Origin of the sequence: Bradyrhizobium sp. UFLA01-814 (genome assembly GCF_046718885.1) — a bacterium.
GTDB classification, from domain to species: Bacteria; Pseudomonadota; Alphaproteobacteria; order Rhizobiales; family Xanthobacteraceae; genus Bradyrhizobium; species Bradyrhizobium elkanii.
The window spans coordinates 26922-42860 of sequence record NZ_JAQOSR010000067.1; the positions used below are offsets into that span (position 1 = coordinate 26922).

General features: G+C 64.4%; 18 protein-coding genes. 5 read left to right on the top strand and 13 right to left on the bottom strand.

Translation table 11 applies throughout. The annotated features are described in order from the left end of the window. Window positions 1-94: 94 nt before the first annotated feature. The 8 genes from PMN64_RS21085 to PMN64_RS21120 form a co-directional block, all read right to left on the bottom strand. Window positions 95-466: a GFA family protein gene (locus PMN64_RS21085; protein WP_411781996.1), complete on the bottom strand. Its 372-nt coding sequence runs from the start codon at window positions 464-466 to the stop codon at window positions 95-97. After that, window positions 466-1062, bottom strand: a complete 597-nt coding sequence (locus PMN64_RS21090; protein ID WP_411781997.1) for a class I SAM-dependent methyltransferase — start codon at window positions 1060-1062, stop codon at window positions 466-468. The genes PMN64_RS21085 and PMN64_RS21090 overlap by 1 nt, the downstream gene beginning before the upstream one ends. 3 nt (window positions 1063-1065) lie before the next feature. Next, window positions 1066-3162 carry a glycine--tRNA ligase subunit beta gene (glyS, locus tag PMN64_RS21095; protein WP_411781998.1) on the bottom strand — a complete coding sequence of 699 codons (2097 nt, stop codon included), beginning with the start codon at window positions 3160-3162 and terminating at the stop codon, window positions 1066-1068. Continuing rightward, window positions 3162-4097, bottom strand: a complete 936-nt coding sequence (locus tag PMN64_RS21100) for a glycine--tRNA ligase subunit alpha (protein WP_411781999.1) — start codon at window positions 4095-4097, stop codon at window positions 3162-3164. The genes glyS and PMN64_RS21100 overlap by 1 nt, the downstream gene beginning before the upstream one ends. Before the next feature lie 177 nt (window positions 4098-4274). Beyond that, entirely contained in the window at window positions 4275-4466 is a 192-nt protein-coding gene (locus tag PMN64_RS21105) for a hypothetical protein (protein WP_026193154.1), read from the bottom strand. A gap of 116 nt (window positions 4467-4582) precedes the next feature. After that, a complete protein-coding gene (locus tag PMN64_RS21110) occupies window positions 4583-5494 on the bottom strand; it encodes a S49 family peptidase (protein WP_411782000.1) in 912 nt (303 codons plus the stop codon). 242 nt (window positions 5495-5736) lie between these two features. After that, the gene (locus PMN64_RS21115) at window positions 5737-6564 is read right to left on the bottom strand and encodes a tRNA1(Val) (adenine(37)-N6)-methyltransferase (RefSeq protein ID WP_411782001.1); all 828 of its coding nucleotides are present in this window, start codon (window positions 6562-6564) and stop codon (window positions 5737-5739) included. Further along, window positions 6557-6784: a DUF2007 domain-containing protein gene (locus PMN64_RS21120; protein ID WP_026193157.1), complete on the bottom strand. Its 228-nt coding sequence runs from the start codon at window positions 6782-6784 to the stop codon at window positions 6557-6559. The genes PMN64_RS21115 and PMN64_RS21120 overlap by 8 nt, the downstream gene beginning before the upstream one ends. 135 nt (window positions 6785-6919) lie before the next feature. Here PMN64_RS21120 and PMN64_RS21125 point away from each other — a divergent pair, with 135 nt between their 5' ends. Then, window positions 6920-7930 carry a polyprenyl synthetase family protein gene (locus tag PMN64_RS21125; RefSeq protein WP_026193158.1) on the top strand — a complete coding sequence of 337 codons (1011 nt, stop codon included), beginning with the start codon at window positions 6920-6922 and terminating at the stop codon, window positions 7928-7930. A gap of 177 nt (window positions 7931-8107) precedes the next feature. Here the strand turns inward: PMN64_RS21125 and PMN64_RS21130 are convergent, their stop codons facing one another. Next, window positions 8108-8947, bottom strand: coding sequence for a GyrI-like domain-containing protein (locus tag PMN64_RS21130; protein ID WP_411782002.1), 840 nt, complete (start codon window positions 8945-8947; stop codon window positions 8108-8110). A gap of 238 nt (window positions 8948-9185) precedes the next feature. On the opposite strand from PMN64_RS21130, the gene PMN64_RS21135 reads away from it, so the two are divergent. Both PMN64_RS21135 and PMN64_RS21140 read left to right on the top strand, forming a co-directional pair. Further along, complete coding sequence (locus PMN64_RS21135; RefSeq protein ID WP_051002824.1) at window positions 9186-10427, top strand: ABC transporter substrate-binding protein; 1242 nt, start codon at window positions 9186-9188, stop codon at window positions 10425-10427. A 223-nt stretch (window positions 10428-10650) separates the two neighbouring features. Further along, window positions 10651-11754, top strand: a complete 1104-nt coding sequence (locus PMN64_RS21140; protein ID WP_411782003.1) for a mandelate racemase/muconate lactonizing enzyme family protein — start codon at window positions 10651-10653, stop codon at window positions 11752-11754. Between the two features lie 187 nt (window positions 11755-11941). Here PMN64_RS21140 and PMN64_RS21145 read toward each other — a convergent pair whose 3' ends face one another. Next, complete coding sequence (locus PMN64_RS21145) at window positions 11942-12313, bottom strand: hypothetical protein (RefSeq protein WP_411782004.1); 372 nt, start codon at window positions 12311-12313, stop codon at window positions 11942-11944. Between the two features lie 193 nt (window positions 12314-12506). Between PMN64_RS21145 and PMN64_RS21150 the strand changes: the two genes are divergently transcribed. Beyond that, entirely contained in the window at window positions 12507-12737 is a 231-nt protein-coding gene (locus PMN64_RS21150; RefSeq protein ID WP_028343701.1) for a hypothetical protein, read from the top strand. A 90-nt stretch (window positions 12738-12827) separates the two neighbouring features. On the opposite strand, the gene PMN64_RS21155 is transcribed toward PMN64_RS21150, so the two are convergent. From PMN64_RS21155 to PMN64_RS21165, 3 genes are all read right to left on the bottom strand, one after another. Then, window positions 12828-12965, bottom strand: a complete 138-nt coding sequence (locus PMN64_RS21155; protein WP_411782005.1) for a hypothetical protein — start codon at window positions 12963-12965, stop codon at window positions 12828-12830. 31 nt (window positions 12966-12996) lie between these two features. Continuing rightward, complete coding sequence (locus PMN64_RS21160; RefSeq protein ID WP_016848368.1) at window positions 12997-13431, bottom strand: cupin domain-containing protein; 435 nt, start codon at window positions 13429-13431, stop codon at window positions 12997-12999. A 321-nt stretch (window positions 13432-13752) separates the two neighbouring features. Then, window positions 13753-14409 (bottom strand): glutathione S-transferase, encoded by a 657-nt coding sequence (locus PMN64_RS21165; RefSeq protein WP_411782006.1) that lies wholly within the window; start codon window positions 14407-14409, stop codon window positions 13753-13755. Between the two features lie 174 nt (window positions 14410-14583). Here PMN64_RS21165 and PMN64_RS21170 point away from each other — a divergent pair, with 174 nt between their 5' ends. Then, a complete protein-coding gene (locus tag PMN64_RS21170; RefSeq protein ID WP_411782007.1) occupies window positions 14584-15807 on the top strand; it encodes a polyhydroxyalkanoate depolymerase in 1224 nt (407 codons plus the stop codon). Window positions 15808-15939: the final 132 nt, after the last annotated feature.

Consider the following 15939-nt stretch of genomic DNA (forward strand, 5'->3'; position numbering starts at 1 on the left):
TCGTTGCTTCGTCAGGACCTTCGCAGGGCATGGTTAACAAATTGCAAATTGTGTCGAAATATTTCCGCCGGGACACACCCGTTAGCGGCGGCGGTCATTTGTCCACGACCCAGGCGTGGCGGCGCTGGGTAAAGACCGATTGCGACGGCGCGGGAAAATCGGGATCCGCGAAGGCGCCGACCGCAACGCCGATCAGATCCGGCGCGCGGCCCGGCTCCCAATAGACCGACGATCCGCAATTCGGGCAGAAGCGAAACACCACGGTAGACCCGCTGCCGCCGATCCGGCTGTATTCGCGCGCCTCGCCCTGCGCCGCGACATCGGCGCGCGCAAAGAACGCCGCGACGCCATAGGTGCTGCCGGTGCGCTTCTGGCACTCCAGGCAATGACACAGCGATACGTTGAGGGGCTCGCCCTGACAGGTGACGCGGAGTTGTCCGCAGGCACATGTCGCGACCCGCGTCATCATCCCCCGCCCTTGCCGGCGACCAGCCGGTGAATGACCTTGCCGGACGAAGCGCTGACGACTTCCGCGTCGAGCAGCAGTTCGGCCGCGGCCAGTTCGGTCCGCACCAGTGCGGTATCGAACGCCGCATAGAGCCGGCCATGCGCATCGCGCGCATCGTCACCTCTGGTGACGCGCCAACTCAGATAGAACACGCCGCCGGGCTTCACGAGTTCGAACATGCGGCGGACTGATGGCGCGATCAGCGCGTGATCGAGATGCATGATCACGGTCTCGCAGAGCACATTGTCGAAGCTACCAGAGGCGATGCCGGATAGCGCGGGCAATTCGGCTTGAGTAAAGCGCAGCGCCGGATAGCGGGTGCGGGCCTCCGCGAGCAGACCCTCGGAGCCGTCATAGCCTTCGGCCGGAAAGCCGTTGGCATTGAGCCACGCCACCTCGCGGCCGCTGCCGCAGCCGATATCGGCGGTCGCGCCGCCCCTGATGAAGAAACGCGTGACGATGTCGTGCAGATCGACCGGGGCCGGCTGTTCGTGCCAGTCCTGCGCAAACGCCGCCGCATCCTTGTCGTAAGCGGCGAGCGTCGCGCGGTCCATCGATCAGCCCTCGATCCTGGAGAAATCCGCCACCGCACGCGTCGCGGCGCGGATCTCGTTGAGCAGCTTCAGGCGGTTTTCGCGCACCTTCGGATCGTCGTCGTTAACCTTGACCTTGTCGAAGAACGCATCGACCGCCGGACGCAGCTTGGCCATCGCGCTCATCGCGGCGGCAAAGTCTTCCTTGGCGACGGCGGCGGAGGCCTCGGCCTTCACCTGGTCGATCGCCTTGGCCAGCGTCTTCTCTTCATCGAGCTTGTAGAGCGCGGCGTCAGGCGCGCCGTCGAAGGTCCGCTTGTCCTTCTTCTCCTCGATCGCGAGAATGTTGCTGGCGCGTTTCGTGCCAGCGAGCAGGTTTTTGCCGTCGTCGCTGTCGAGGAATTTGCCGAGCGCCTCGACGCGCCGGACGACGAGCAACAGATCGTCCTGGCCACCAAGCGAGAACACCGCGTCAACGAGATCGTGACGCGCGCCCTGATCGCGCAGCTGGACCTTCAGGCGGTCGGCAAAGAAGGCGAGCAGATCGTTCGGCAACGTTTCGGCATCGGCCTTGAGCGACAATCCGAGCAACGCGGATTTGGCCGTCTTCAGGATCGGCAGGCGCAGCGTATTCTCGACGATCAGCCTGATCGCGCCGAGCGCCGCCCGGCGCAGCGCGAACGGGTCCTTCGAACCCGTCGGCTTCTCATCGATCGCCCAGAACCCCGCGAGCGTATCCAGCTTGTCCGCCAGTGCCACCGCGACGCTGACCGGATCGGTCGGCACCCGATCCGTCGGCCCCTGCGGCTTCCAGTGCTCCTCGCTCGCGGCAGCGACGGACGCATCCTCGCCCTGCGCCAGCGCGTAGTACTTGCCCATCAAACCCTGCAGCTCGGGGAATTCGCCTACCACTTCGGTCAGCAAATCCGCTTTCGCAAGGCGCGCGGCGCGCCTGGTCATCTCGACGTCGGCGCCGACCAGCGGCGCGATCTCGGCGGCGAGACGTTCGATCCGCTTGATCCGCTCCGCCTGGGTGCCGAGCTTCTCATGGAACACGATCTGCTCGAACTTCGGCAGCCGGTCCTCGAGCTTGGTCTTCAGATCGGTTTCGTAGAAGAACTTCGCGTCCGACAGTCGCGGACGGATCACGCGCTCATTGCCGGCGACGATGGTCTTGCCGCCATCGGGCGCCTCGATATTGGCGGTCAGCACGAACTTGTTGGTCAGCTTGCCCGTCTTGGGATCCCTGACCACAAAGCACTTCTGGTTGTTGCGGATGGTGGCGCGGATCACCTCGTCGGGGATCGACAGATACTGCTCCTCGAACGATCCCATCATCACGACCGGCCATTCGACGAGGCCGGAGACCTCGTCGAGCAGCACCTGGTCTTCGACCAGTTCGAGGCCCTGTGCGAACGCCAGCTCCTTGGCGTCCTCGAGGATGATGTCCTTGCGCGCCTGCGGATCGAGGATCACCTTGGCCGCCTTCAGCTTGGCCTCGTAATCCTCGAAGCGGCGCACCGAGATCGGCCCCGGCGCCATGAAGCGATGGCCATAGGTGGTCTGCCCGGCCTCGATGCCGTCGACCGAGAATTTCACGACATCGGGCTCCTCGGTCTCCAGACCGAAGGTCGCAATAATCGAATGCAGCGGGCGGACCCAGGTGAGCGAGCCTGACTTGGCCGAGCGCGCGCCCCAGCGCATCGATTTCGGCCAGGGGAAGGTGCGGATGATCACCGGCAGCATTTCGGCGATGACGTCGATCGCGGCGCGGCCGGGCTTTTCGATCAGCGCGATGTAGAAGTCGCCCTTCTTGTCGTGCTGGACCTTTGCCTCGCTGATCGAGGCGAGACCAGTGGCCTTCAAAAATCCCTGGATCGCGGGCTCGGGGCCACCGACGCGCGGGCCGCGGCGCTCGTCCTTCAGATCGGGCTGGCGCGCGGGAATGCCGTGCACGGTGAGCGCAAGGCGGCGCGGGGTCGCGAATGCCTTGGCGCCCTCATAGACCAGGCCTTCGGCGACCAGCTTGTCGGTCACCATGCGGCGCAGATCGTCCGCCGCCTTGGCCTGCATGCGCGCGGGAATTTCTTCGGAGAACAGTTCGAGGAGAAGATCGGGCATCAGACCGCCCTGCCCGTTTCAGTGTGGATCCATGCCTCGCCGCAGGCCTTCGCCAGGTCGCGCACGCGGGCGATGTAGCTCTGCCGCTCCGTCACCGAGATGACGCCGCGGGCGTCGAGCAAGTTGAACACGTGGCTCGCCTTGATGCACTGGTCGTAGGCCGGCAAGGCCATCAGATGTTCCTTTTGATTCCCACCCTCACGCCAGCCGGCGGCGAGATATTTGCGGCAGGCGTCCTCAGCCATCCTGAACTGCTCGAACAGCATCGCGGTGTCGGCAACTTCGAAATTGTGTCGTGAGTATTCCTGCTCGGCCTGCAGGAAAACATCGCCATAGGTCACCTTCTCGGTGCCCTCGCGGCCGTTGAAGTTGAGGTCATAGACGCGGTCGACGCCCTGCACATACATCGCGAGCCGCTCGAGTCCGTAGGTAAGCTCGCCCGCGACCGGCGCGCATTCGACGCCGGCGACCTGCTGGAAGTAGGTGAACTGCGACACTTCCATGCCGTCGCACCAGCACTCCCAGCCGAGACCCCACGCGCCGAGGGTCGGGCTTTCCCAGTCGTCCTCGACGAAGCGGATGTCGTGGACGGCGGCGTCGATCCCGATCGCGGCCAGCGACTTCAGGTACAGGTCCTGAAGGTTCGGCGGCGACGGCTTCATGATCACCTGGAACTGGTAGTAGTGCTGGAGGCGGTTGGGGTTTTCGCCGTAGCGGCCGTCCTTGGGCCGCCGCGAGGGCTGCACATAGGCCGCGTTCCAGGGTTTTGGCCCCAGCGCACGCAGCGTGGTCGCGGGATGGAAGGTGCCGGCGCCCATTTCCATGTCGTAGGGCTGCAGGATGACGCAACCCTGCTCGGCCCAGAACCGCTGGAGGGCCAGGATGAAGCCCTGGAACGAACGTTCCGGGCGCATGTGGTCAGGCAGGGCGTCCATCGTTGGAATCGATCTCGCGGAGGGGGTGGAGGCGCGCGGGACCGTATCGGCGGCAGCCAATGGAATCAAGGCGATGGGAGATGTTTAGCGTCATTCCGGGATGGTCCGAAGGACCAGACCCGGAATCTCGAGATTCCGGGTTCGATGCTGACGCATCGCCCCGGAACGACCACGATGTTAGCCCGGGCGATAGGCCCCGGTCACCGGGTCGCGGCGCAGCGTCTTGATTTCGCCCGCGCGGGTGGCCTCGGCCACGCGGGACAATCGCGCCTCTTCGAGTTCCTGGTTGATCCGGACGGCCGTCTTGTACGCCCAGCGGACCACGGCCAAGCTTCCCAAGACGCCTGCGAATGCAATCAGCGGCGGCATCGGTCGATCCTTGTCGTTCACGTCTGTCAGGCCCCCAATGCCAAGCATTCTCGCGCAAGGTGGCCTGCGCCGCAATCGCGGTTTTGGGACTAAATGGCGCGCTCACATCCCTGTGTTCACAGCCCGAATCTGGCCCAAATCGCACGGGTTTCCAGCGCCGAGATCACCTCGTCCGGCAGCGCGGCCAGCCCATCCAGCGCCGCCAGCGATCCCGCCCCCGGCGCCCGCCGGCCGAGCAGGCCGGAGAGCAAGCCGCTGGCCGGCGCAATCACCGGGGTCAGCACCTTGTCGCCATAGCGGGCCCGCAACGTGGAGCGGATGTCGCCGATGCCATCGGCGAGCCCGAGACCGATCGCGGTATCGCCGGCCCAGTACTCACCGGTGAACAGCACGTCGTCGGCGCCGTTGAGGCGACTGCCGCGGCTCTGCCTGACCAGCGCGATGAAGATCGCATGGATCTCGCGCTGGATCGCCTTCAGCCGGGCGACGTCGTCGGGGTTCTCGGGAAGGAAGGGGTCGAGCATCGCCTTGTGGCTGCCCGCCGTATAGAGCCGGCGCTCGACCCCGATCTTCTTGATCAGCCCCTCCAGGCCAAAGCTGCCGCCGACCACGCCGATCGAGCCGAGGATCGAGGACGGATCGCAATAGATCTCATCGCCCGCGCAGGCGATCATGTAGCCGCCGGAGGCCGCGACGTCCTCGACGAACACCAGCACCGGGAGCTTCTTCTCGGCGGCGAGTTGCCGGATGCGCAAATAGATCTGCCGCGACTGCACCGGCGAGCCGCCCGGCGAATTGATCACCAGCGCCACCGCCTTGGCATTCCGCGTACCAAAGGCGCGCTCCAGCATCTTGGCGACGCCGGAGAGTGTCATGCCGGGCCGCAGCGGCGTCACCGCGCCGATCACGCCTGCCAGCCGTACCACCGGCACGACGGCCGCACCGCGCCTGAAGCGCGCCGGCAACATTGCCTGCGCGCGTTCGAGCAGTCCCGAACGTCCAGCGTGATCACTTCTTTGTTCACTCATGCCGTTACCTCGAATTAACCACTTTTTATCACGCCACTGTCATTGGAATCCGTGGAACGCGTTTTGCATTTTGTCATTGGGGCTGCAATGCGCGAGCGGAGAGGGACTCATGAAAATCTATCTGCTGATTTTGCTGATCGGTACACTCCTGGCGGCGATCCACTTCACGTCCACGCCGGACCGCCAGTCGGAAACGGCTTCGCAGTGATTTAGTGCCTCTGACGACGTGGGCAGCCTGCCCGCTAGCGCCGCGCCAGCGGCAATTCCCCCTTCCCAGCCAACACCTCCTGCACCCATTTATTGGGCACACCTGACTCTTCATTGAGCAGCAGTGCGGCATGGAGCCGCGTCGGCGCCCGGCCGCCCTTGGTCGCCCGCACCAGGATTCGGATCGCCGGCGACGTCCCGTCGCCGTGAACCGGCAGGATCTCGACACTGCCAAAACCGCGGTCCAGCGCGGCCAGCACCTCGGCAATGCCATCGGCCCGCCAGATCAGCGCAAGCTGCCCGTTCGACTTGAGAATCCGCCGCGCCGCGTGAACCCAGCCGGCCAGCGTGGTCGCGGTCGCGACATGGGCGCGCTCGCGCACACCGTCCGGCGAGGCGCGGTGCCGCGACGGATCGTTGAACGGCGGGTTCATCAGCACGACGTCAGCGCTATCGGGCCCGAGGCCGGAATCATCGAAGGCCGCGGCGCCGGCTTCGACATCAAGCACGATCACCTCCGCCACGATCGCGTTGGTGCCGGCATTATTCCGCGCAAGCTCGGCCAGGACCGGGTCGATTTCGACCAGGACGAGATCGATCCCCCTCACCCGCCGCGCCACCGCCAGCCCGGCCGCGCCGACGCCGGAGCCGAGATCGACGACGCGGTCGCCTGATCGAGCCGGCGTCGCCGCGGCGAGCAGGATCGCGTCATGGCCGGCGCGGTGGCCGCTGCGGGGTTGCCGCAGGCGCAATTGGCCACCGAGAAATCCGTCTTCAGTGATCCCGGCGGCCGGAGACTCGTTCTTTGACGCGTTTTCTTCACGCGAACCGGGACCCACTTCGCTCGAAAACGCCCTAGTCATCGGCCCGCAATTCGTGGCCGAGGCCGGCATCGGTCAGGAGCTGGCGGGCCTCGTGGTTGTCGTCCTCATGCACCAGGATCCGCCGCGGCAGCACGCCGAGCGAGCCCTCGATGATGCTCATGTTCTGGTCCAGCACCAGATGATGGATGTTAGCGCTGTCGAGCAGCGCGCCAATGGCGGAGACCAGCACCATGTCATTGGTCCGTACCAATTCCCGCAAAATACGCTCTCCTGTCGCCCCGGCTGTGCGGCACTTGCGCCACATGTCAATAACTTGATGGCCTTGCCGCTGCACCGCGCAGTTTCTATTGTTATAGCTGAGCATAGTGCGTATTCGGCAAAATTGGAGACCAGCGTGGCGGTTATTGTACCCTTCGAAAGCCCGTCCAATGCTTCGATCGACGGGCTGGTGGGACTTGTCGCCGCCGACATGGAGCGCGTCAACGCGACGATCCTTTCGCGGACCGGCTCCGAGGTCACCATGATCCCCGAGGTCGCCAACCACCTGATCTCCTCCGGGGGCAAGCGGCTGCGCCCGATGCTGACGCTGGCGATGGCCCAGCTCGCCGACTATTCCGGCGACGGCCATATCAAGCTCGCCGCCGCGGTCGAATTCATGCACACCGCGACCCTGCTGCATGACGACGTGGTCGACGAGAGCGAACTGCGCCGCGGCAAATTGTCCGCGCGGATGCTGTGGGGCAACGAGGCCAGCGTGCTGGTCGGCGACTTCCTGCTCGGCCAGGCGTTCCGGATGATGGTCGAGGTCGGCTCGCTCCGCGCGCTCGACATCCTCTCCGCCGCCGCCGCCACCATCGCCGAGGGCGAGGTGATGCAGCTTGCCGCCGCCAAGAACACCGCGACCACCGAGGACGAATATCTCGCCGTGATCCGCGGCAAGACCGCGGAGCTGTTCGCCGCCGCCTGCGAGGTCGGCCCCGTGATCGCCAACCGGCCTAAGGCCGAGCAGACCGCCTGCCGCTCGGTCGGCATGAATCTCGGCATCGCCTTCCAGCTCGTCGACGACGTGCTCGACTATGGCGGCAAATCCGCAAAACTCGGCAAGAATGTCGGCGACGATTTCCGCGAGGGCAAGATCACGCTCCCGGTGGTGCTCGCCTTCCGCCGCGGCAACGATACCGAGCGCAAGTTCTGGATCCGCGCGCTCGAGCGCGGCGAGATCGGATCCGCCGACCTCGACCACGCCATCGGCCTGATGACCAAGCACCGCGCCCTCGAAGACACCATCAGCCGCGCCCAGCACTACGGCGCGATGGCCGTCGACGCGCTGGCGCTGTTCCCGCCCTCACCGATGAAGACGGCGCTGGAAGAGGTCGTCGCATTCTGCCTGGCGCGCTCTCATTGATCTAGGCACTCGCGAGCAACAAGACGGTGTCGTCCCTGCGAAAGCAGGGACCCATACTCCGCGGCGAGAGTTGTAGGCGGGACTCGTCATTCCAGCGTCACGCAAAAAACAAGCATCGGTGGTTATGGGTCCCTGCTTTCGCAGGGACGACACCGGGGTTTGCTGCACCGGCGCCCGCTACTCCTTCACCGGCACCCAGATCTCCAGCCCGCCATTGCCGGTGCTCGCGTCGAACTTCTCGTCGTAGCGCTCGAAGTTCGGCGCGTCCGCGACCTTCATGCCGGATTGCGGCAGCCAGCGATTCCAGATCGTGTTGACGGTGCGGCGGATGGTCGAGATGTGGTCGGCGTGGGTGAACACGACGTATTTCTGCTCGGGAATGCGGACGCGCGCGAACTCGCGCGGCAGGTCCGAGAAATCGGCGACCTCGACGCCGGCGATGTAATCGAAATTGCCGGCATCGTCGCCGTTGCAGCAGACGCCATAAGCGACGTTACCGACCTGGCGGGGGATGTGCGCGCATTGCTGGTGGAAGCCCTGCCACTGCTTCGGAATGCCGGCATCGCTGCCATTGCCGTGGTTGTAACGCTCGCCGATGCCGGCGACGAGGAACGCCTTTCCGGTGGCAATGCGCGGCGGATCGATGTGGTCGAGAGCTGTCGAGATCATGGTGATCGGCTCCTGGAGATTGAGCGTCGTCAGGCACGTTGTCGCGCGCACCGTCTCGGGCGTGACGCCGAAATGGTCGCGAAACGCGCGGGTGAATGCTTCGTGGGAGCCGTAGTCCGCATCCAGCGCGAGGCTGAGAATATCGGGCGCACCGGCCGCGAGTTGGCGCGCGGCTTCGCTGAGGCGGCGCGCCCGCACATAACGCATCACCGAGAACCCGGTCGCTTCCGCGAACGCCCGTACCAGATGGAAGCGCGAGACGCCCGCAACGGCGGCAATCTCGTCGAGCGTCAGCGGCGCGCCGAGATGGCTTTCGATGTACCAGAGCGCCTTCTGGGCTGGATTCATGGACGACGGCCTTCCTGCAAAGCTCGGGCATCATGCACGGCTGCCGCGCGCGGCATTTGACAGTCCTTGCTGCCCGGCGGTGAAACCGTGGTTCCGCTCCACGGAAATTTACCCGCAAAGCCGTCGCTGGCAACAATGTTGCAATCGTGCATACTCGCCGACGCATCGATCCGACGGCTCACCAAGCTGCCCGATAATCAAGACTGCAAGAGCCGCGGCCAGCATGTCAGGGAGGACAATGATGCACCACCAACGCTTGAGCTATGCCAACTGCGTCAAGTCCGCGGCGCTTGCGGGGCTTTTGACGATCGCCTTCGCAAGCGCAGCCAACGCGCAGAAGAAATACGATCCGGGCGCAACCGACACCGAAATCAAGGTCGGCAACATCATGCCCTATTCCGGTCCGGCGTCCGCCTACGCCACGATCGGCAAGACCGAAGCCGCCTATTTCAACAAGCTCAACAGCGAAGGCGGCATCAACGGCCGCAAGGTCAACTTCATCTCCTACGATGACGCCTACTCACCGCCGAAGATGGTCGAGCAGGCCCGCAAGCTGGTCGAGAGCGACGAGGTGCTCCTGATCTTCAATCCGCTGGGCACGCCGGGCAACACCGCGATCCAGAAATACATGAACGCCAAGAAGGTGCCGCAGCTGTTCGTCTCCACCGGCGCGGCCAAGTGGAATGATCCGAAGAACTTCCCGTGGACCATGGGCTGGCAGCCGAGCTACCAGGTCGAAGCGCGCATCTATGCCAAGTACATTTTGCAGAACTATCCGGGCAAGACCATCGGCGTACTCTATCAGAACGACGATTTCGGCAAGGACTATCTGATCGGCCTGCACGACGGGCTCGGCGACCAGGCCAAGAAGCTGATCGTCGTCGAATCCTCCTACGAGACCTCGTCACCGACGGTGGATTCGCAGATCGTGCAGATCAAGGGCGCCAACCCCGACATCTTCGTCAACATTGCAACGCCGAAATTCGCGGCGCAGGCGATCAAGAAAGCCGCCGAGCTCGACTGGCATCCGGTGCAGTTCCTGACCAACGTGTCCGGCTCGATCGGCGGCGTGATGAAGCCGGCCGGCTATGAAGCGAGCCAGGGCGTGCTGTCCACGGCGTATCTCAAGGACCCCAAGGATACCGAGTGGAAGAACGATCCGGCGATGACCGAGTGGCGCGCCTTCATGACCAAATGGTATCCCGAAGGCGACCTCGACGACGCCGCGACCGTATTCGGCTATGGTGTCGCCAAGGGTCTCGAGCAGGTGTTGCGGCAGTGCGGCGACAATCTTACCCGCGAGAATCTGATGAAGCAGGCGGCCAGCCTCAACTTCGAGATCGGCATCTATCTGCCCGGCACCAAGATCAAGACCGGGCCGGACGACTATGCGCCGATCGAGCAGTTGCAGATGATGCGCTTCAAGGGCGAGAGCTGGGAGCGGTTCGGTCCCATCATGAGCGGCGAGAAGAGCAGTTGAGGGCTTTCCTCCACAACTTTGCGGTTCGTGATGCCCGGCCGTGCGCCGGGCATCCACGTCTTCGACATGATTCACGAGCAAGACTTGTCGCAAGCAAGACTCGTTACGAGCAAGATTTGCGATGGCCGGAACCCAGACCAGCCGAAGCGACGCCGTTCTTCAGGCTCAAATGTCCGGCCACCACGAATTCCAGGCACATCCTGCGATCGGAAGGACAACAACAATGAAAATCACCGACGTCCGCGCCCACCATATCCGCATTCCCTACGACGCCGGGCCCGCGAGCTTCCGCCAGGGAGCTTCCGCGATCTCGGCGCTCGACATGGTGCTGGTCGAGGTTTCGACCGATGCCGGCCTCACCGGCTGGGGCGATGCGTTCGCCTATGTCTGCCCGAAGACGAGCTGCACGGCGGTGGCCGAGATGATCGCGCCGCAGGCGCGCGGCCTCGAGGTGCCCGACGCCGCCAGCATCCCCGCCGCGATGGAGCAGATCCAGCGCAACCTGCATCTGTTCGGCCGCTACGGCATCACGATGTTTGCGATCTCGGCGCTCGACATCGCGCTGTGGGATCTCGCCGGCAAGGTGAAGGGCGTGCCGCTGTATCAACTGATCGGCGGCGCGAAGCGGAGCACGATCCCGGCCTATGCGAGCCTGATGCGGATCGGCAATCCGGCGCATATCGCCGCCGAATGCAAGAAGGCGATCAAGCTGGGCTATTCCGCGATCAAGCTGCACGAGACCACCGTGCCTGCGGTGGCCGCCGCACGCGAGGCGATCGGCCCCGGCGTGCCGCTGATGGTCGACATGAACTGCCCGCTGGACGGGCCCGCGGCGATCCAGTTCGCGCGCGACTGCAAGCAGGCCGCGCCGCTGTTCCTGGAGGAGCCGGTCTGGCCGCCGGAGGATTTTGCGACGCTCGCCGAGGTGCGCAGAGAAGGCCGGCTCGATATCGCGGCCGGCGAGAACGCCTGCACTGTGCATCAATTCCGCCAGATGATGACCGCGGGCGCGGTCAGTCACGCGCAGCCCTCCGTGATCAAGGTCGGCGGCATCACCGAATTCCTGAGGGTGGCCGTCCTCGCCGACGAGTTCGGCGTCCAGGTGATTCCGCACTCGCCGTATTTCGGGCCGGGCTTCCTCGCCACGCTGCATCTGATGGCGATCCGCGACGCGGGGCTGATCGAGGTGTTCTTCATGAAGCGTCCCGCCTGCCTGTGGGGCGACCGCATCGACGTCGACGCCAACGGCCATGTCGCCGTGCCGCAGGGCCCCGGACTCGGTTACGAGCCGGATCGCGACGTGATGGAGAAGTATCGGGTGGCGTGAGTCGAACGCCGCGAGCCACGACAATGGTGCGCCCCCTCTCCCGCTTGCGGGGGAGGGCTGGGGTGGGGGTATCACCGCAAGCGATATCCTTCGTGTGGAGAAGCCCCCACCCGTATCGCATCTGACGATGCGATACGGCCTCCCCCGCAAGCGGGAGAGGCGACGAAAATTCGCGGATCGACCTTTGCTACTTCGTCCCGTCCTTCGCGGCGGGCGCGGCATCCTTCGCCGGCGGCGCGTCGGCTTTCTTCTTCAGATCCTCGGTGAGCTTGACCTGCGCGGCCTGCAGATCGGTGACGAGCTTCTGCAAGCTCGCAACCGAACTCTGCAAGCTCGCGATCTGCCGGTTGGCGGCGTCGAGCTTCTGCTGATGATCCGATGTGAGCTTGTTGATCGTCTTCTGCAGGAAATCGACATTGCTCTGCAGACAGCTCGTGCGCCGCTCCATGGTTTTCTCGACGGTGCAGATCTCGATGCCGGGAACGTCCTGCGCATGCGCGGTTGCGGCGACGCCGAGTGCGAGCGGTGCCAGCAAGGCGAGAACAAAACGAGCAGTCATCGGCGTCTCCAGGCAAATGCGTCATTCACAGTTTTGTGCTCGCGACGCTGAAAGCGAGGCAGACATACCACACTGAAACCGCATTCAAGCGGTGTGCTTCACCCATTACGGGACTACTCGTGGGGACGGGGGCCTCGGAACTTGTTTGGTTCGATCCCTTTTGGCTCGGCCTTGGGCAGTGGAGACAGATCGCATGGCAACGCGCGAAAAACGGATGGCGCAATTCGACGGCAATGGCGAACCTGCGCCGGAACAGCGCGTGGAAGTACTTTGTGAGGATCATAGCGGAACGTATCAGCTGCCGTTCGCCTGCCGCTTCGTCAACGGCCAGTGGCGCAATGACACCACCGGCGGCGCGCTGGAAGCCAACGTCATCGCCTGGCGGAAGCCGCGCGAGAAGCAGGCGGGCACGGGCATGGCCTGAGGCCGGCATCGGCGCGCGCTGTTTCAAAACGCGACGCGCGCGCACCGTGCCTTAAGATTTGGAACGCGGGTGGAACGAACCGCGTCCGAATCACTGATCGAGCAGCGTCCTGTGTTGTTCACGGCTAGATGTGGTCATTAGCCCGAGGCTGCGCACCACATACAGAAGCATGACGATCGGCCGCAGCCAGCGGCCGATAACAAAGGTTAACTCCTCCGCAGACGACATTGCGATCCCTCCTCTCTGTCCTGCCTGGCGATCATTTCCACGGCGTGATCGGCGGCACCGTTTCGGTCGCCGGCGGCACATCCACGGTCTTGAAATCGGCGGGGCTGACGATCTCGAGGTATTCCATGTCCTTGGAGTAATCGAACAGATAGTGGGTGATGCCGGGGCGCTGATGGATGACGTCGCCGGCCTCGACCAGCGTCTCCTTGTCCTCGTACATGAAGCGCGCCCAGCCCTTGGTCATGATGACGATCTGAAAATCGCACAGATGCTTGTGCCAGCCGGTGCCCTGCTCCGGCGGCATGTCGGGATTGGCCTTGACCAGATGGCAGATCACCTGCCCGCTGGTGGCATCGGCGATGCCGAGATCGCGATACAGGAAGAAGTCGCGCAGACCTCCGCCCTTGAACTCGGTGTCACCGGGTTTGACGTGGGAAAATTTGCTGACGACGGCGTGCTGGTTCATTTCAAGCCTCCACGGTTCTCGTGTTCGCGAGATCGCGGCGCGGCTCGGCGTCCAAATTTTCGGCAGCGTCGCATCGTCGCGGTCACAGCTCGGTCATTGCCATGCGAAATCCTTGCCAGCCGGGTTGGGCTGCGGCGAACCGTCTCGCCATGCGCTGACATCGCCGCGGAAGCATTTGGAGCGAGGCGCGAATTTGCGCTTCGACGGCTGTCGTGCACACCTGTCGCGTGGCGCCAATGCCTGACGCCGACGGCACGTCCGTTGAGCAAGGCTTGCCTCGTGCTTGAGCCGCCGATGCAGGCAGGCCGGCCCGGGCGCTGCCTAATATTCGACCTCGAGCTCCTCGACGTCGGCCGGCTCCGCCTTCGCGGCCTCGATCCATTCCTGCATCTCGGGCATCGTCATGATGGTGCTGGCATACACCGCAAGCGCAGGCTCGAGCTTGACGTCATAGGTCATGAAGCGGGTCACGACCGGCGCATACATCGCGTCCGCCATGGTGCGGCGTTCGCCGAACAGGAACGGGCCGCCCGAAGCGGCGAGACAGTCGCGCCAGATGGTGCAGACGCGGTCGATGTCGGCCTGCGCCCGCGACCAGATCTTGAAGCCGGGGAAATGGCCCTTGAGATTGACCGGCAGCGACGAGCGCAGCGTGGTGAAGCCGGAATGGATTTCGCCCGAGATCGAGCGGCAATGCGCGCGCCGGATCCGGTCTTCCGGCAGCAGCCCGGCATGCGGCATGATCTCGTTGAGATACTCGCCGATCGCCAGCGTATCCCACACCGTCGCACCGTCGTGGCGCAGGCAGGGCACCAGGATCGAGGACGACAGCAGCAGCAGCTCGGCGCGGGCCGACGGGTCGTCGGGCGCGGTGACCACCTCCTCGAACTCGAGCCCGGCGAATTTCGCCAGCAGCCAGCCGCGCAGCGACCAGGAGGAGTAATTCTTGCTGCTGATGGTGAGTGTCGCTTTCGCCATATCGGTCCCTCACGCCTGAACGCGTCCTCAGCTCCCGGACATCGCGCGCCGGTTCAGCCGCCGCGCACCCGGCGCCATCAGTCTTTGCAGCAAGCCACGTGCCAATTTTCCGGGCGGCCGGCCCCGCCTCTGGCGTCGATATTGCATGGCAAGCCGGGCCACGGGTGGATGCGTATGATGTCAATGCTGTACCAGGCCTATCAGAACCACATGGACCTCACCGCGCCGTGGCGAACCGGAGCCGCGGCGGCGTTGCGCTATCTCAATCTGGTGCCGCGCGGCGCGTCCTACCGGACGTTCGGCCGGCTCGCCGCCGCGCTCGAGCTGATCTCGCGCTCCAGCCTGAGCTATGCCCGCCCCGACTACGGCATCGGCAGCGTGACCGTCGGCAACAGGGAGTTAGAGGTGACGGAGGAGGTCGCCTATGCGACGCCGTTCGGCTCGCTGCTGCATTTCAGGAAGGTGGACGGACCGGAGCAGCCGCGGCTGTTGCTGGTGGCGCCGATGTCCGGGCATTTTGCCACGCTGCTGCGCGGCACCGTGAAGACGCTGCTGCAGGACCACGACGTCTACATCACCGACTGGCACAACCCGCGCGACATCCCGCGCAGCAAGGGCCGCTTCGGGCTCGAGGACTACACCGACCATCTGATCGACTTCCTCGGCCAGCTCGGCCCGCGCGCGCATATGGTGGCGATCTGCCAGCCTTCGGTGTCGGCGCTGGCGGCCGCCGCGATCATGTCGGAGGACAATCATCCGGCGCGGCCGGCCTCGCTCACCCTGATGGCCGGGCCGATCGACACAAGGATCCAGCCGACCAAGGTGAACGAATTCGCCAAGAGCAAGCCGATCAAATGGTTCGAGGATAATCTGATCAATTACGTGCCGATGCAGTGCAAGGGCGCGTTGCGTCAGGTCTATCCCGGCTTCGTGCAGCTCACGGCGTTCGTGTCGATGAATCTGGAGCGGCACATCAAGCAGCATATCGATCTGGCCGATCATCTCGCCAAGGGCGAGACCGCCAAGGCCGCGGTGATCAAGACCTTCTACGACGAGTATTTCGCGGTCATGGACCTGCCGGCGGAGTTTTACATCGAGACGGTGCGCGACGTGTTCCAGGAGCATCTGTTGCCACAGGGCATGCTGATGCATCGCGGCCGCCCAGTGAATCCGGCGGCGATCCGGCGCATGGGGGTGATGACGGTGGAAGGCGAGAAGGACGACATCTGCTCGATCGGCCAGACGCTCGCCGCGCAAGACCTCTGCACCGGGGTCCGCACCTATCGCAAGGTGCATCACATGCAGGCCGGCGTCGGCCATTACGGCGTGTTTTCCGGCAAGCGCTGGAACAACGAGATCTACCCGCTGCTGCGCGATTTCGTGCATGTGAATTCGTGACGGCGCAACGACGTCACGCATCGCTTCTGCGCTGCGCCCGCATGACGGCGAACGGCTAGTGTCCCGAGTCACAAGTTCGCAATCATAGATTCGCAGTAGATTCGCGTCGCTGTGCCAAGGATGGAGGCAAAC

Excerpts from the sequence above, each read along its gene's own strand:
- PMN64_RS21115 (WP_411782001.1), bottom strand. The coding sequence starts at position 6,564 with ATGACTAGGGCGTTTTCGAGCGAAGTGGGTCCCGGTTCGCGTGAAGAA.
- PMN64_RS21100 (WP_411781999.1), bottom strand. The coding sequence starts at position 4,097 with ATGGACGCCCTGCCTGACCACATGCGCCCGGAACGTTCGTTCCAGGGC.
- PMN64_RS21140 (WP_411782003.1), top strand. The coding sequence starts at position 10,651 with ATGAAAATCACCGACGTCCGCGCCCACCATATCCGCATTCCCTACGAC.
- glyS (WP_411781998.1), bottom strand. The coding sequence starts at position 3,162 with ATGCCCGATCTTCTCCTCGAACTGTTCTCCGAAGAAATTCCCGCGCGC.
- PMN64_RS21110 (WP_411782000.1), bottom strand. The coding sequence starts at position 5,494 with ATGAGTGAACAAAGAAGTGATCACGCTGGACGTTCGGGACTGCTCGAA.
- PMN64_RS21150 (WP_028343701.1), top strand. The coding sequence starts at position 12,507 with ATGGCAACGCGCGAAAAACGGATGGCGCAATTCGACGGCAATGGCGAA.
- PMN64_RS21165 (WP_411782006.1), bottom strand. The coding sequence starts at position 14,409 with ATGGCGAAAGCGACACTCACCATCAGCAGCAAGAATTACTCCTCCTGG.
- PMN64_RS21105 (WP_026193154.1), bottom strand. The coding sequence starts at position 4,466 with ATGCCGCCGCTGATTGCATTCGCAGGCGTCTTGGGAAGCTTGGCCGTG.
- PMN64_RS21170 (WP_411782007.1), top strand. The coding sequence starts at position 14,584 with ATGATGTCAATGCTGTACCAGGCCTATCAGAACCACATGGACCTCACC.
- PMN64_RS21160 (WP_016848368.1), bottom strand. The coding sequence starts at position 13,431 with ATGAACCAGCACGCCGTCGTCAGCAAATTTTCCCACGTCAAACCCGGT.
- PMN64_RS21155 (WP_411782005.1), bottom strand. The coding sequence starts at position 12,965 with ATGTCGTCTGCGGAGGAGTTAACCTTTGTTATCGGCCGCTGGCTGCGG.
- PMN64_RS21130 (WP_411782002.1), bottom strand. The coding sequence starts at position 8,947 with ATGAATCCAGCCCAGAAGGCGCTCTGGTACATCGAAAGCCATCTCGGC.
- PMN64_RS21135 (WP_051002824.1), top strand. The coding sequence starts at position 9,186 with ATGATGCACCACCAACGCTTGAGCTATGCCAACTGCGTCAAGTCCGCG.
- PMN64_RS21085 (WP_411781996.1), bottom strand. The coding sequence starts at position 466 with ATGACGCGGGTCGCGACATGTGCCTGCGGACAACTCCGCGTCACCTGT.
- PMN64_RS21090 (WP_411781997.1), bottom strand. The coding sequence starts at position 1,062 with ATGGACCGCGCGACGCTCGCCGCTTACGACAAGGATGCGGCGGCGTTT.
- PMN64_RS21145 (WP_411782004.1), bottom strand. The coding sequence starts at position 12,313 with ATGACTGCTCGTTTTGTTCTCGCCTTGCTGGCACCGCTCGCACTCGGC.